The sequence below is a fragment of the Bacterioplanoides sp. genome, from assembly GCF_965219715.1.
Classification (GTDB): domain Bacteria; phylum Pseudomonadota; class Gammaproteobacteria; order Pseudomonadales; family Oceanobacteraceae; genus Bacterioplanoides.
Window position 1 is genome coordinate 2,686,136 of sequence record NZ_OZ244785.1, and the last position, 13,966, is coordinate 2,700,101.

The 13,966-nt window shown below is 48.1% G+C and carries 13 protein-coding genes; 1 reads left to right on the forward strand and 12 read right to left on the reverse strand.

Annotated features, from left to right (window positions below):
* Positions 1-3,105: an efflux RND transporter permease subunit gene (locus ACOQOZ_RS12675; protein ID WP_420588537.1), complete on the forward strand. Its 3,105-nt coding sequence runs from the start codon at positions 1-3 to the stop codon at positions 3,103-3,105.
* Between the two features lie 102 nt (positions 3,106-3,207).
* Here ACOQOZ_RS12675 and ACOQOZ_RS12680 read toward each other — a convergent pair whose 3' ends face one another.
* From ACOQOZ_RS12680 to ACOQOZ_RS12735, 12 genes are all read right to left on the reverse strand, one after another.
* Positions 3,208-4,878 carry a sensor domain-containing diguanylate cyclase gene (locus tag ACOQOZ_RS12680; protein WP_420588538.1) on the reverse strand — a complete coding sequence of 557 codons (1,671 nt, stop codon included), beginning with the start codon at positions 4,876-4,878 and terminating at the stop codon, positions 3,208-3,210.
* 70 nt (positions 4,879-4,948) lie between these two features.
* Positions 4,949-5,395, reverse strand: a complete 447-nt coding sequence (locus tag ACOQOZ_RS12685; RefSeq protein WP_420588539.1) for a hypothetical protein — start codon at positions 5,393-5,395, stop codon at positions 4,949-4,951.
* Positions 5,376-5,798, reverse strand: a complete 423-nt coding sequence (locus ACOQOZ_RS12690) for a hypothetical protein (protein WP_420588540.1) — start codon at positions 5,796-5,798, stop codon at positions 5,376-5,378. Before ACOQOZ_RS12690 ends, ACOQOZ_RS12685 begins: the two co-directional genes overlap by 20 nt.
* A gap of 31 nt (positions 5,799-5,829) precedes the next feature.
* Positions 5,830-6,936 (reverse strand): hypothetical protein, encoded by a 1,107-nt coding sequence (locus ACOQOZ_RS12695; RefSeq protein WP_420588541.1) that lies wholly within the window; start codon positions 6,934-6,936, stop codon positions 5,830-5,832.
* Between the two features lie 240 nt (positions 6,937-7,176).
* The gene (locus tag ACOQOZ_RS12700) at positions 7,177-7,668 is read right to left on the reverse strand and encodes a GNAT family N-acetyltransferase (protein WP_420588542.1); all 492 of its coding nucleotides are present in this window, start codon (positions 7,666-7,668) and stop codon (positions 7,177-7,179) included.
* A 33-nt stretch (positions 7,669-7,701) separates the two neighbouring features.
* Positions 7,702-8,001, reverse strand: a complete 300-nt coding sequence (locus ACOQOZ_RS12705) for a TfoX/Sxy family DNA transformation protein (protein WP_420588543.1) — start codon at positions 7,999-8,001, stop codon at positions 7,702-7,704.
* 84 nt (positions 8,002-8,085) lie between these two features.
* Complete coding sequence (locus tag ACOQOZ_RS12710; RefSeq protein ID WP_420592417.1) at positions 8,086-8,481, reverse strand: Na+/H+ antiporter subunit G; 396 nt, start codon at positions 8,479-8,481, stop codon at positions 8,086-8,088.
* Complete coding sequence (locus tag ACOQOZ_RS12715; protein WP_420588544.1) at positions 8,481-8,765, reverse strand: K+/H+ antiporter subunit F; 285 nt, start codon at positions 8,763-8,765, stop codon at positions 8,481-8,483. The genes ACOQOZ_RS12710 and ACOQOZ_RS12715 overlap by 1 nt, the downstream gene beginning before the upstream one ends.
* A complete protein-coding gene (locus tag ACOQOZ_RS12720) occupies positions 8,762-9,247 on the reverse strand; it encodes a Na+/H+ antiporter subunit E (protein ID WP_420588545.1) in 486 nt (161 codons plus the stop codon). The genes ACOQOZ_RS12715 and ACOQOZ_RS12720 overlap by 4 nt, the downstream gene beginning before the upstream one ends.
* The gene (locus ACOQOZ_RS12725) at positions 9,244-10,773 is read right to left on the reverse strand and encodes a monovalent cation/H+ antiporter subunit D (RefSeq protein ID WP_420588546.1); all 1,530 of its coding nucleotides are present in this window, start codon (positions 10,771-10,773) and stop codon (positions 9,244-9,246) included. The genes ACOQOZ_RS12720 and ACOQOZ_RS12725 overlap by 4 nt, the downstream gene beginning before the upstream one ends.
* On the reverse strand, positions 10,770-11,144 hold the full coding sequence (locus ACOQOZ_RS12730) for a Na+/H+ antiporter subunit C (RefSeq protein ID WP_420588547.1): 375 nt from the start codon (positions 11,142-11,144) through the stop codon (positions 10,770-10,772). The genes ACOQOZ_RS12725 and ACOQOZ_RS12730 overlap by 4 nt, the downstream gene beginning before the upstream one ends.
* Position 11,145: 1 nt before the next feature.
* Positions 11,146-13,941 (reverse strand): monovalent cation/H+ antiporter subunit A, encoded by a 2,796-nt coding sequence (locus ACOQOZ_RS12735; protein WP_420588548.1) that lies wholly within the window; start codon positions 13,939-13,941, stop codon positions 11,146-11,148.
* Positions 13,942-13,966 lie beyond the last annotated feature (25 nt).

A 13,966-nucleotide genomic window follows, 5' to 3' on the forward strand; every position in this document is an offset into this window, starting at 1 on the left:
ATGTTTTCACGCTTTTTTATCAATCGCCCCAAATTTGCACTGGTGATATCCATTGTCATCATGATTGCAGGTTTGCTGGCAGTGGTCAGCTTGCCTGTCACTCAGTATCCGGATATCACCCCACCTCAGGTTCAGGTTAAAGCCACCTACACAGGTGCCAATGCCCAAACCGTGGAAGAAACGGTCGCCACGCCGATCGAGTCCATGGTGAACGGCGTCGACGATATGCTGTATATGAGTTCCACCAGTGGTAACGATGGCAGCTATACCCTGACTGTAACCTTTAAAGTTGGTACCGATCCGGATCAGGCTGCAGTGAATGTACAAAACCGGGTCGCGCTGGCAACAGCCAGCCTGCCACAGGACGTTGTTCGCCGTGGTGTGACGACCCAGAAACAGTCCAGCTCAATGTTGATGGTGATTGCTCTGACATCGCCGGATGAAAGTCTCGATAACCTGTTTATGAGTAATTACTCGTCGATTTATGTGGAAGATGCTATCTCCCGTATTAACGGTGTTGGTAGTGCCGCTCAGTTCGGCAGCATGGAATACGGTATGCGTATCTGGCTGGATCCCGATCGCCTGCAGGCACTGGATCTGACACCTAACGACATCAGCTCCGCTATTCAGAATCAGTCTGTCCAGGCAGCGTTGGGACAGATTGGCGCACCACCGGTAGCCAGTGATCAGCAGTTCCAGTTCACCATTACCAGCAAAGGTCGCTTAAGTGACGCCAAAGAATTTGAAAACGTTATTGTAAAAACCAGCAGCGATGGCTCGCGTATTTATTTAAAAGACGTCGCCCGCGTAGAACTGGGTTCACAAACGTACGGTTTTAATATGCGTGTAAACGGCAAGCCAGGTGTGCCATTTGCGGTTTATCAGAGCCCCGGCGCGAACGCATTGGATGTTGCTGACGAAGTGATCGCGGAGATGGAGCGCCTCAGCGAGTACTTTCCGGAAGGCATGAAATACCAGGTATTTTATGACTCCACCCGCTTTGTCCGAGCATCAATTTCAGAAGTTGTCGATACTCTGGTGATGACCTTTATTCTGGTAATTGCCGTCACCTTCCTGTTCCTGGGCGACTGGCGCGCCACGTTAATTCCATCGGCAACCATTCCGGTTTCATTGATTGGTACCTTTGTGGCACTGCAGGCGGCAGGCTTCTCGATTAACACCATTTCTTTATTCGCTCTGATTCTGGCGATTGGTATTGTGGTGGATGATGCAATTGTGGTGGTGGAAAACGTCAAACGCCATATGAAGGAAGATAATCTCGATGCACCAACGGCAACCGCTAAATCAATGGGCGAAGTTATTGGTCCGGTAATCGCCACAACTCTGGTGCTGCTAGCGGTATTCGTTCCGGTTGCTTTTATGCCGGGCTTAACCGGCAAATTGTACACTCAGTTTGCAGTTACCATTTCCGTTGCTGTTGCACTGTCTTCTCTGAACGCATTAACCCTGTCACCGGCATTATGTGCCTTGTTGCTGAAACCAGAAACCGAAGCCAAGGGGTTCTTTGCCTGGTTTGATCGTCGTGTCGATGGTGCCCGGAAAAAATACGTGCGTGGTGCAGTATTCCTGAATAAACGCATCATTATGACGCTGTCGTTACTGGCGATTATTTGTGGAGCAACCGGATTCTTATTCAAAAATACGCCAACCGGTTTTATTCCATACGAAGATCAGGGCGCATTTTTTGTCGATATTTCTTTACCACAGGGCGCATCGATTAACCGTACAACTGAACTGGCTGCGGGTATTGATGAAACTCTGCTGGAAATTCCGGAAATTGAACGCACGATGACTGTTAGTGGCTTTGGTTTAATTGGCGGCGCAGCTTCCAATAACGCCTTTATGTTGCCGGTATTAAAAGACTGGGATGAGCGTCCGGATACACCCTGGTACGTTACCTTCCAGCAAATGACAAAAGAACTGCAGGCGGTACCCGGAGCTAACGCTTTTGGCTTCCCACCGCCACCGATTCCGGGTTTAGGTAATGCCGGCGGTCTCGAAGCCAACCTGCTGGATCAGGCAAACGATACACCACAGGCTTTGGCTCAGGTGGCCAACAGTTTAATTCTGGCGCTGAACAGCTCGGATAAAATTAAGCAGGCGTTCACCTTCTACAACGCCAACAATCCGCAACTGGAAGTGATTCTGGATCGTGAGAAAGCGGCGACCCTCAACGTTTCACCGGCCGCAGTATTTAATACCCTGCAAAGCCAGCTGGGCTCGTCGTACGTCAACGACTTCACCCTGTACGGCCGCAATTACCGCGTTATGCTCCAGGCTGAAAGTGAATACCGTGATGCTATCGCTGACATCAGTGGTATTTATATTCAGTCCAACAGTGGTGCTCTGGTACCTGCCGGGTCCATTCTCGATATCCGCCAGGTGTTAGGGCCACAGAAACTCGACCGCTATAACACCTACCGTAATGCTGGTATCAACATTACTCCGGCGGATGGTTTCAGTAGTGGTGACGTGATGCAGGAAGTTGAACGCCTGGTCACGGATGTTCTGCCATCCGGCTATGTGCTGGAGTGGACCGGTACCGCGCAACAGGAGCGTGAATCTGCCGGCTATGTGGTTCTTATTTTCTCACTGTCATTATTGTTTGCTTACCTGTTCCTGGTAGCGCAATACGAAAGCTGGACAATTCCGGTATCGGTTATTCTGTCGGTAGTGGTTGCCATTATGGGCGCGTTAATTCCGCTGTATTTAATTAACGGTCTGGATAACAACCTGTACGCTCAGGTCGGCCTGGTGATGTTAATTGGTCTGGCCAGTAAATCTGCCATTCTGATTGTCGAATTCGCCAAGCAATTACGGGAAGAAGGTAAATCGATTCTCGAAGCTGCTGAAGAAGCCGCCAGCTTACGTTTCCGCGCAGTCATGATGACCGCCTTCTCCTTTATTCTGGGTGTTGCGCCATTAATTGCTGCCAGTGGTGCAGGTGCCATGAGCCGTATCTCAATCGGCTTTGTTGTGCTCTCCGGGATGTTGTTTGCAACTGTGATTGGTATCTTCCTGATTCCGGCACTGTACGTAATGATGCAAACCATGAGGGAGAAAATTAAGGGCAATAAAGCCTGATTAATTCAGGCTTACAATTTCATTCTTCCAATAAAAATCCCCATTTCAGATTTCTGAAATGGGGATTTTTTATATTGATGGTTTTCAATGGTTTTTCAGTAGTTAACCAACGTAAGGAGCGACCTGATTTTTCCCTTCGCTTTTCGCCAGATACAGCGCTTTATCCGCGCGACTGATGGCATCCTCAACATCCGAAAACAGCTCAGATACACCAATACTGAGTGTGAATGTCACACCACTGCTTGTTTGTAATTGTTCAATACTCTTACGGATTTTTTCTGCCAGCGTCAGGGCACCATGCAATCGGGTTTCAGGTAAAAGAATAACGAATTCTTCACCACCAAACCGGGCAAATAAATCACTATCTCGCAGACTGGACGATACACATTCAGACAGACTGACAATCACTTCATCACCAATATCATGGCCATATTCATCGTTAATGGCTTTAAAGTCATCGATGTCCATCATCAGCAGACTGGAAGCTTTGGTATTACGCCGCTGAATTTTCAGAACCTCATCGGAAAGATACATAAAGTGGCGCCGGTTTAAGATACCGGTTAACGAATCCGTTTGTGCCTGTTTAGCCAGTTCGCTATTCAGTCGCTGCAACTCTTCGGTTCGTTCGGCCACCTGTTTTTCCAATTCTTCGTTTAACACGCGCTGAGCTTCAAAAGCCTGTTGTTGCGCCTGTTCACGTTTTTTCTGATTAAACGCCAGCACCTTAACCATGTCGTTATAGCTGTCGACCAACAAACGCATTTCATCGCCAACATCAAAATCAATCACATCCGGTAAAGGCTGATGATTAATCGTATTAAAGGCTTTAGCAATTTTTGCCCGAACGTTTTCGAACACCACATCTTCCGGCAAGGTAGCGAAGATAATCCAGTTAATGCCGGGCACGGTCTGATAAATACAAATCTGACGATTGCCTTGATCATCCGTTAAATGTAATACACCCTTTTGTTGTGCAATCAGTTCGGCCAGATCCAACTCGTCAAAACCTCCCTGAAGTTGCTCCAGAGTCAGCTGACAAAAAGAGCCCTTCTCTTTATCGATTTCTGTTTCAACTGATGGGTGAGTAATAATCCTGCCATTGTAATCGGCGATAAAATTAACCTGTTCAGGGAATATGGTGTCCAGTACGCAGTTTTTGTGAATAGCATGCAAAGGAACATCAATGCTCCAGATGCCGATCAGACGTTCATCCTGATAATACGGAATGGATGCAATCGAGATCAGACCTTCGCCACCATAATCGATATTTGGTGGTGACCAGCGGATTTCCCGTTGTGGATTAACGTCAGCATTCACGCTGAGATAACTGAAATACTCCAGCCAGTTAAAATCAGCCGGAATCATGCTGCGGATATCACGATATGGATACGCCAGTGAAGCACTGTGCTCCAGATCCTGATAATAAATAAAAGTGACCTCATCAAGCTTAGCGCTGATATCGTTCAGAACACTGCCGATATTACGCAGCGCATAATAACGCCGCGCTAATGATTCAGAATGGAAAGAACGGGCTGGCCATTGGTAAGTCAGAGCATCTTCCTGTGCACTGGTGACGTAACCCTGGTCATCCGCTTGAAAGCCACGTTGCTGCACCCAGTCAGAAACAGCCTGTGGATCTTCGGGGGTCATCGTAAACAGAATATCGGTAATGGTGTTGAGATGCTCCAGCGAGGCAAAGATATCGTGAATACGATGGCTGAGAATCAGTACTTTGCGCTCCAGCTGGAGTTGTAACGATTTAATCTCTTTCATAAGCCCGTTGGTCACACCGCTATATTCATCTCTCAGAATATAAAGATAGTCCAGTCAAAGCAAAAAAGGCTTATTCAATACTGCTGGTTTCACGACTGGATTGCATATCAACCAGTGCCTCATCACGCTCGGTCACAATTTTCTGGCGTTCTTCCATTACACGATTCTGATAATCAATATGCGCCCGTAACTGTTCGACGTAGCTGGCTAACTCTGCCATATAGGCTTCAAAGTTGAGCCAGCCCTGCACAGTAAAGCCATACACTGCCCAGTCGCAGGCGGAGCTGCGTGACAATCCAGGGTAATCTTGCTGCAACTCCGCCATGGCGTCAGGGTCGTCATCATCGACGTCTGTGAAGGCGTCACAGGCTTCAATGTAGTACGCCACATCTTCAGCCGTGGTTACCAGTACCGGTGGCAAGGTTGAAGTTGGAGGTGATGGTGGGTCGAGCTTAATGACCGGCGGTAATGCCGGAATGCTGACGACCTGGATGCGCTCAATCTTGCGCTCCGGCAATCCGCTGCATGCTGTCAGACAAACGCTTATGAGCAAGGTTACCGCGCGCAAATGGTTTTTGACGTGCGAGCTCCAGTTCTTTTGCCCGCAGCTGGTTAATTTGATCAATCGCTTTTGCAGTTTCTTCACGGGCGTCATCACGATCATTTTCGAGTTCATTAATTTTCTCCTGATTCACTTCTGCCAGCGTCTGCAAACGCGCTATATCTTTATTTTGTTTTGTCAGTTGAGTTTTCAACGACAGATTATTACTTTCGGACTGCACCAGTTCCGTACGAATCATCTCCAGCTGAGTTTCCAGCTTTGCCGCTTTCAGCTCTTCTGCCTTCCATAAAAATGCAACGCCAGCGACCGCGGTAATACCGATACCAGCTGTTATTAAGGTGGATTTTATGCCAAACATACTATGCGCCTTTGGGTTAAATAATTAACGTTCAGGTTCTACCTGCATAATTCAGATTTGTGGTAAACCACACCGAAAAATCGAAGATAGCCCGATTGGCATCGTAGCCATCAATGGTGTGAATTAACTTAAAATCCTTCAGAGCGTTTTCAAACATTTTCAGATGGTTCTGGTTGTCGATCCGCACCGGAGATCCACCACCACGGGAGAACTGATTATCACCCGCCCAAACAGAATTTATTTTTATATCATCGCGGTTCAGCTTTTTATCAAAACGAATAATGTAACTATTATTCACGCCTTTACTGCTATCACAGACGCTGACTTTCTCCAAAGCAACCTGCAGTAACAATTTATCGGATTTATTACCGGCCATAAGATTCCAGTAAGTGACCCGATGTTTAAAGGCTTCATCTTCCAGCACTTTACGATAGGTGGTTGAAGTACTTGCTCCGGCAGATGCTTCTGCTTTCGCCTGAAAGAAGCTGAAGAACCCGCCCTCTCCACTGACATTTGCAGCAGCATTGGCATCGACGGTTTTTTCTACGGTCTTTGATTCACCACATCCCCATTCTGTCGGAGAAAAAGATGATTTCCGCCAGAAAGGAAATCGGCTCTGTGATACCTCTGCCGGGTTAATTAAATTAAATGATGTGGAGAACTCTGCTGCGGATAGTTCTTTTTCGCGCTCTTTAGTAACAAAGCCATCGTCTTTAACGCTGTAACTGGCTTTGGGATAGGTAACGCGATAAAGGGTCTCGTCTTCATCTTCGATGACTTTGACCGGGAAAATAGTACCAATAGGATATTTGGTGCCTTTGATCTGTATTTCCTGTTTTACATACGCCAGCGATCCCGACATATGATGTACGCTATCGACACCTTTAGCCCGCACCTCACCTTCAACACCACCAAGAGTCACTACGCGGGTACGCTTTTTATAAACCTGATCTTTGGCAACAGGTAGCCGCAGCAGAATCGCTCCGGGTTCGAGCAATAAACGCCGCGCTTCACTTTTAGGCACAAACAGATACTGGTCTTTAGCAATCAATACTTCAGCAACAGATACTGATGGCAATACGGATAACAACAGTGGCAGGACGAAGGTAAAACAAAACTTCTTCATTGCGCTTTCCATGGCAGTGGATTCCTGTCCGTATAGCCGGGCAAAACTAGGCCAAACGGACTAGTTTCCAAGCTATCACCACAATAAGCCGCCAAGAATGCTTTTATCAGCCTTTTAAGAAATTCGTATGAGAAAAGTTAGTCTGCTGACAATGGCTTTATAGCTTGTCAACGCAACTCACATCAATTACTGAAACAGCCTTTAACTACTCTGGCGAGTATGCGCCCGTGGTTTTCGCCCGAGCAGTGATGGTCAGCTATCACATAACCTGCTGTAGAAGTGCCCGGGGACGTGCTCCCCTTTTTTAATTACATCGCATTCGGATTCAAATCTGAAACCACATTTAATGAGTACTGACTGCGAACCGATATTACCTGCCATTGTTTTCGCGACAACATGGGTGATATCTCCTGGCAGCTTTTCTGCCAGCATAATTCTCAGCGCTTTACTGGCGATTCCGTTTCCCCAGTAATTTCGTCCAATCCAATAGCCAACTTCTACACACTGATCCCGGTAAGGCCAGAAAGAAACACAGCCCACAAGAACACCGTCGGACTCAACAGCAAATGGAAAACGCTCAACGTCTGCCGTCATGCGCTGAATCCACTGCCGTGCATCCGATTCGTGATAAGGGTGGGGAATATTGGCCGTCCAGCGGGCTATTTCAGCATCGCCGGCTAACTCAGCAACACGCTTAGCGTCACTGAGGTTAAACGCTCTTAAGGTAATCTGGCTGGATATCAAAATCATTTCCTGTGTATCTAAAATTCGCCGTAACTATTTAGGAGCCAAGCCAAGATCATCCAGACGCATCAGAATTTCTGTTTTCCGTGTATTTTTAATCTCAATCCAGGAAATATTTTCTCTGGCACCCAGGATGGCGTAAATAGAATTCAGCCCCATGCCTTTCATCGGCTTAAGTACAGCGTACAACTCATACGGGTCAATCGCCATAAACTCCTCAACAGAATGGATGCCAACCTCTGCCAGTATTTCTTCACTGCGAGGACCAAAACCATTCAGGTCTTTGAGCCGCTTCGGCTGAACCGGATATTCTTTTATCATTTTTTCAGTCACTGGTTGTCTGCAGGTTTGTATACAAAAAAGCCCTATTGATTAACACCAACAGGGCTTTCGAATGCAATATGGTCAAGGAAGACTTCAGGCGGGAGAATCTTCCGGCTTAGGTTCTTCTTTCGGTGTCTGCTGCGCGGCAATCCGAGGGGTCATTTCACGATTTTTCGTACGCTCCAGCATCCCTATCTTTTTGTGTAATGCTGCTTTAGCCATCATATGTGCAGAAACCGGTGCAGTAATAAACAGGAATAAGCTGATCACCAACTCATAAACACTGAAGCCACCTTCCCGCACACTGGTCACCAACATAGAAGCCACCAGTACAGAACCAATACCAAGCGTTGTGGCTTTAGTAGGCGCATGCAGGCGGGTAAAAAAGTCTGGCAACTTAGCTAACCCTAATGAGCCAACAAATACAAAAAAGCCACCCATAATCAGCCAGCCGGCAACCAGATAATTAAACAGATCTGAATTTTCCATCACTCAATAATATCCCCACGCAGCAGGTATTTACTTAGCGCAGCAGTGCTGACAAAGCCCAGCATGGCAATTAACAACGCCCCTTCAAAATACAGTGCTGAGCCATTGTATAAACCCAGCAAAATAATCAGCGCGATGCTGTTAATATATAAAGTATCTAATGCCAGAATACGGTCGGTAATTTCCGGCCCTAATAAAATACGCCAAACATTTAAAAGCAACGACACCAGAACTAACAGCCCGGTACCGAGGATGGCGTAACTGAGTACGTCTGCACTGCTCATGAGAAAATCTCCTTCAGCGGCTGTTCGTAACGCTCACGAATAGAATCAATAATTTCCTGCTCGCTATCGATATGTAATGCATGGATATACAGCCACTGCTTATCTTCAGAAAAGTCGACACTCACAGTACCTGGCGTTAACGAAATAGTGCTGGCCAGTACGGTTAACGGGAAGTCGCCGGTTAACTCCAGAGGGTAAGCAATAAATCCTGGGTTTAACTTGCGGTTACTGCGCAATACACGACGCGCAACTTCCAGATTAGAAACAAAGATATCCCACAGCAGACGCAATACATAAACAGCCATAGCAAAAGGTTTTTCAACTTTGCTCTGACGGTCCGCAAACGGCGATGTCAGCAACGGAATACCAATCGCCAGAATAGTACCCAGTAATAACTGTCCCGCAGAGAAACCATTTAATAACAACCACACAACCAGCAATAAACTGCTGTGCATCGGCATAGGAAGAAGGCGCGCAATCATGGCAATACCTCCACTACCGGTAACCCTCCGGTGGCGATCACCGGCATAGGAACTTTATGCAGTTGTTGTGCTGCAGTAATGGTTAAATCAGATAGTGGCCCACCAAAAATCACCATCAGAGGTGAACATAACAGCAAAATCACCACAGCAGTCACCTGTAGCTTATGCGCTTTGGTTTCCTGTGCAGGCTGACCAGCAGCGCGCCAGAACAAGGTGCTGCCCGCTCGGGTTAACATCACCATCGCGGTCAGGCCTGACATTAATAATGGCGCCCAGATCCAGGAAGCCTCCAGCACATCTGACGATGCCTGCAGAATCAGGATCTTGCCAACAAAACCAGAAAAAGGCGGCATACCAATTAAACCCAACGCGGCAATAAAGAAGAAAGCGCCAATCAAGAGTGGCTGCGATACCGGACGACCTTTAACAAACCGGTCCTGCGCCTGGGCACGTTGCTCCTGAATTAATCCGGCAATTAAAAATAACGCCGCCGACAACAGAGTACTGTGAATTAAATAATACAAACCTGCTGCGGTGGCTTCCGGTGTATTTAACGCCAGGGTAATTAATAAAGTACCAGCGGAAACAATCACCAGATTCGCCGCCAGCATTTTTAATGTCTGACTTGCCATTACAGCAATAATTCCGGCAACCAGAGTCATCAGAGCCAGCGGCCATAACCAGCCAATTGCCAGCCCTGCCAGTTCACCGGCATGATCACCAAAGATCGCGGTGTGGACACGCCAGATGCTGTAGATACCCACCTTGGTCATAATGGCGAACAGCGCCGCCACAGGGGTTGAGGTGTATGCATAAGTGCGGGGCAGCCAGAAGTGCATCGGCAACAATGCCGCTTTTAAACCAAACACGACTAACAATAACAAGCCACCGGACTTGGCCAGCTCGATATTTTCTTCATTCAGATGGGCTACTTTATACGCCATGTCAGCCATGTTCAGCGTACCGAACGACGCGTAAATCATCCCCAGACCAAACAGGAACATCGCGGAACCCGCCAGGTTTAATAACACATAATGCACCGCTGCCTGAGTGCGTTGTTTACCACCACCGTGAATCAGCAACGAATAAGATGCGATTAATAAAATTTCGAAGAAAACAAACAGGTTAAAAATATCACCGGTTAAAAATGCACCGTTAATACCAACGACCTGAAACATAAACAGCGGCTGGAAAAACGGGCCTTTTTCATCTTCACCGGCACAGGCGTATAAATGGGCAGCCATCGCCAGAACGGAAGTTAACACCAGCATCACCGACGCCAGCGTATCGTTTACCAGGGCAATACCAAACGGTGCCTGCCAGTCACCCATCATATAAACCTGGGTGCCGTGTTTAAGGCTGTTGCCGAGTAACACCAGAGCAACCAGCACCAGCGTCGCATTAACAGCGAATGCCATGACTCGCTGACGCGGTAAATCTTCATGCAATGGCGGCAGCAGTAATAATACGCCGGCAACCAGAGGCAGTAATACCGGGAAGAAAATCAGATGATCCATCAGGCTCATTTATCTTCACCTCCCTGACGACGAGCTTTTTGTGGCAGATCATCGTGGATTTCTGTTTTGCCATCCACCTGATCATTACCTAAATCGGAGCGTGCACGTAACGCCAGAATTAACGCAAATGCTGTCATAGCAAAACCGATCACAATTGCCGTTAACACCAGAGCCTGGGGTAACGGGTCAGCATACTGCTCACTTTCACCCAAAATGGCAGCGCCATTAATAACCAGGCGGCCACTGGCGAATAAAAATAAATTCACCGCATAAGACAGCAGCGTTAAACCCAAAACAACAGCGAAGGTATAACCACGCAATACCAGGAAAATTCCCCCGGTAGTGATCGCTCCGACACACACGGCATATAAAGTTTCCACGTTATTTACCTCCCGCGGTCGGACGTTCTGTGGTGGTTAATTTACCCAGGTTGGCAAGAATCAGCATGGTGGCGCCAATCACGGTGAAATACACACCCAGGTCAAACACCATGGCGCTGGCCAACTCAAATTTACCCACCACTGGCCAGTAGAAATAATCGAACCAGGTTGTCAGGAACGGACGGTCATACAACCAGCTGCCGAGGCCCGACAAAATCGCCAGCGATAAACCAATGGCGATCATATAGTGGTATGGGAAATCCATACGTTCTTTCATCCAAGACACACCGTGAGCGATATATTGCTGAATCAGGGCAATCGCCGTAATTAAACCCGCAATAAAACCACCACCTGGCAGGTTGTGACCACGCAGGAAAATATAAGCAGAAATTAATAACGCCAGCGGTAATAAACTCTGGGAAACCAGCGCCAGCATCATTGGGTGTTTATCTTTCGACCAGGCAACACCGTCCTGATCCGCAGTCGGAACAAATAAGCGCATACCCGCCAACAACTTGAAAATACCCAGCGCAGCAATCGCCAGCACGGTAATTTCACCCAGGGTATCGAAACCACGGAAATCAACCAGAATCACGTTCACCACGTTGGTGCCACCACCGCCAGTTTTGCTGTTATCCACAAAGTAGTCAGAAATAGTATCCAGCGGACGTGTCAGCATGGCGTAACACAAGGTACCAATAACCGCACCAATGGCCGACGCGATGCCCAGGTCACGCACAATACGCTGAATTGAGCTTTCCTGGAGCGGTGTTTTCTGTGGCAGGAAGAATAATGCCAGCAGGAATAACACAATGGTGGCCACTTCCACAGACAGCTGCGTCAGCGCCAGATCCGGTGCCGAGAAATACGCAAAAGCGACCGCAACGACTAAACCAACGATCGAAATCATCACCAGCGATAGCAGTCGTAAATGGCTGAAGATCATGGTCGCCAGCGTGCCAACAATCACAATAATCGTCGCCACCAGCATCGGCCATTCCATCGGTTGTTCACGTCGGCTGCCATGCGCTTCGGCCAACTCGAGTAACGGCCAACCGGCAACCGCCAGAGAAATCACCACCAGATAAGTGATGTAACGCTGCAACTTGCCGTTATCAAACGCCTCCTGCAGCTGAGTGGCTTTAGCCACCAGATATTGAATGTATCTTTCGAACTCAACCTTGGCGTCAATCTCGTTAAACTGTCCCTGGAAATTAAACAGATGACGACGATTGATATACAACAAGCTACCACCGACTACAGCCAGTAAGCTCATCAGCAACGGCATATTAAAGCCGTGCCAGATTGCCAGGCTGAATTCAGGCAGAGGCCCCTGAAGCGTTGCCCCGGCAGCGGCATTTAACAAGGCACCAACGGTAATATTCGGCACGATGCCCACCAGCAAACAGATCACCACCAGAATTTCCACCGGCACACGCATATAACGCGGAGGCTCATGTGGCGTTTTTGGCAGATTAATCGGTTCACCATTAAAGAACACATCATGAATAAAGCGCAGCGAGTAGGCGACCGCCAACGCACCACCCAGAGTCGCTAACACCGGAATAATCCACGACAGAGAACCCAGCGTATGCTGCGACAATGTTTCGGCAAACAGCATTTCTTTCGATAAGAAACCATTTAACAACGGCACACCGGCCATCGATGCCGCCGCAACCATCGCCAGAGACGCAGTAATCGGCATGTATTTCCACAGTCCGTTCAGCTGGCGCATATCACGAGAACCGGCTTCGTGATCAATGATACCCGCCGCCATAAACAGCGATGCTTTAAATACCGCGTGGTTAATAATATGGAAAACTGCGGCAATGGCCGCCAACGGTGTATCGAGGCCAAACAGCAAGGTAATCAGACCCAGATGACTGATCGTGGAATACGCTAACAGGCCTTTTAAATCGTGTTTGAATAACGCGGTGTAAGCGCCGACCAACAGCGTCGCCAGACCCACCAGCGATACCACACCAAACCACAATTCAGTACCGGACAATACCGGATAAAAACGCGCCAGCAGAAATACACCGGCTTTTACCATGGTCGCCGAGTGCAGATAAGACGATACCGGAGTTGGTGCTGCCATTGCGTGTGGCAACCAGAAGTGGAACGGGAACTGCGCAGACTTGGTGAAGGCGCCCAACAGGAACAGCACAATAATTAACGGGTAAGCCGCGCTCTCGCGTAATAGATCGCCGCTGTTTAAAACGTCGGTCAGGCTGTAACTGCCAACGGTTTCGCCAATTACAATAAAGGCGGCTAACAATGCCAGACCACCAGCGCCGGTAATGGTCAGCGCCATACGAGCGCCTTTACGTGCTTCGGTTTTATCCGACCAGAAACTGATCAGCAGGAACGAGCTGATACTGGTGAGTTCCCAATAAGCCCATAACTGCAGCAGGTTATCGGATAACACCACACCCAGCATGGCACTCATGAATAACAGCAGAAAGGCGTAAAAACGCCCCATATGATCTTCGTCAGAAATGTAATAACGGGCGTACAGTAAAACCAGTAGGCCGATGCCGAGAATCAGTAAACAGAACAGCATCCCGAGGCCATCGAGATGGAATGCCAGTGATAATCCGGCATTAGGTATCCAGCTGGTTTGCCAGTGAATTACTTCACCGTTCAACACCTGTGGCATCAGTGCAAATAAACACACCAGCGCCATAGCCGGAACAAAGGCCGTGGTGGCTAAGGTTACCCGCCGACCAAAACGGTCAGCCAAAAGGGGAACCAGGGTTCCAAACAGCGGAAGCAGAGGAATCCAAAGCAATGTCATAAAAAGAAGCGCCTCATTCCTGGAG

Coding starts and splice junctions, on each gene's coding strand:
- ACOQOZ_RS12675 (WP_420588537.1), top strand. CDS start 1: ATGTTTTCACGCTTTTTTATCAATCGCCCCAAATTTGCACTGGTGATA.
- ACOQOZ_RS12680 (WP_420588538.1), bottom strand. CDS start 4,878: ATGAAAGAGATTAAATCGTTACAACTCCAGCTGGAGCGCAAAGTACTG.
- ACOQOZ_RS12690 (WP_420588540.1), bottom strand. CDS start 5,798: ATGTTTGGCATAAAATCCACCTTAATAACAGCTGGTATCGGTATTACC.
- ACOQOZ_RS12695 (WP_420588541.1), bottom strand. CDS start 6,936: ATGGAAAGCGCAATGAAGAAGTTTTGTTTTACCTTCGTCCTGCCACTG.
- ACOQOZ_RS12710 (WP_420592417.1), bottom strand. CDS start 8,481: ATGGAAAATTCAGATCTGTTTAATTATCTGGTTGCCGGCTGGCTGATT.
- ACOQOZ_RS12715 (WP_420588544.1), bottom strand. CDS start 8,765: ATGAGCAGTGCAGACGTACTCAGTTACGCCATCCTCGGTACCGGGCTG.
- ACOQOZ_RS12720 (WP_420588545.1), bottom strand. CDS start 9,247: ATGATTGCGCGCCTTCTTCCTATGCCGATGCACAGCAGTTTATTGCTG.
- ACOQOZ_RS12725 (WP_420588546.1), bottom strand. CDS start 10,773: ATGAGCCTGATGGATCATCTGATTTTCTTCCCGGTATTACTGCCTCTG.
- ACOQOZ_RS12735 (WP_420588548.1), bottom strand. CDS start 13,941: ATGACATTGCTTTGGATTCCTCTGCTTCCGCTGTTTGGAACCCTGGTT.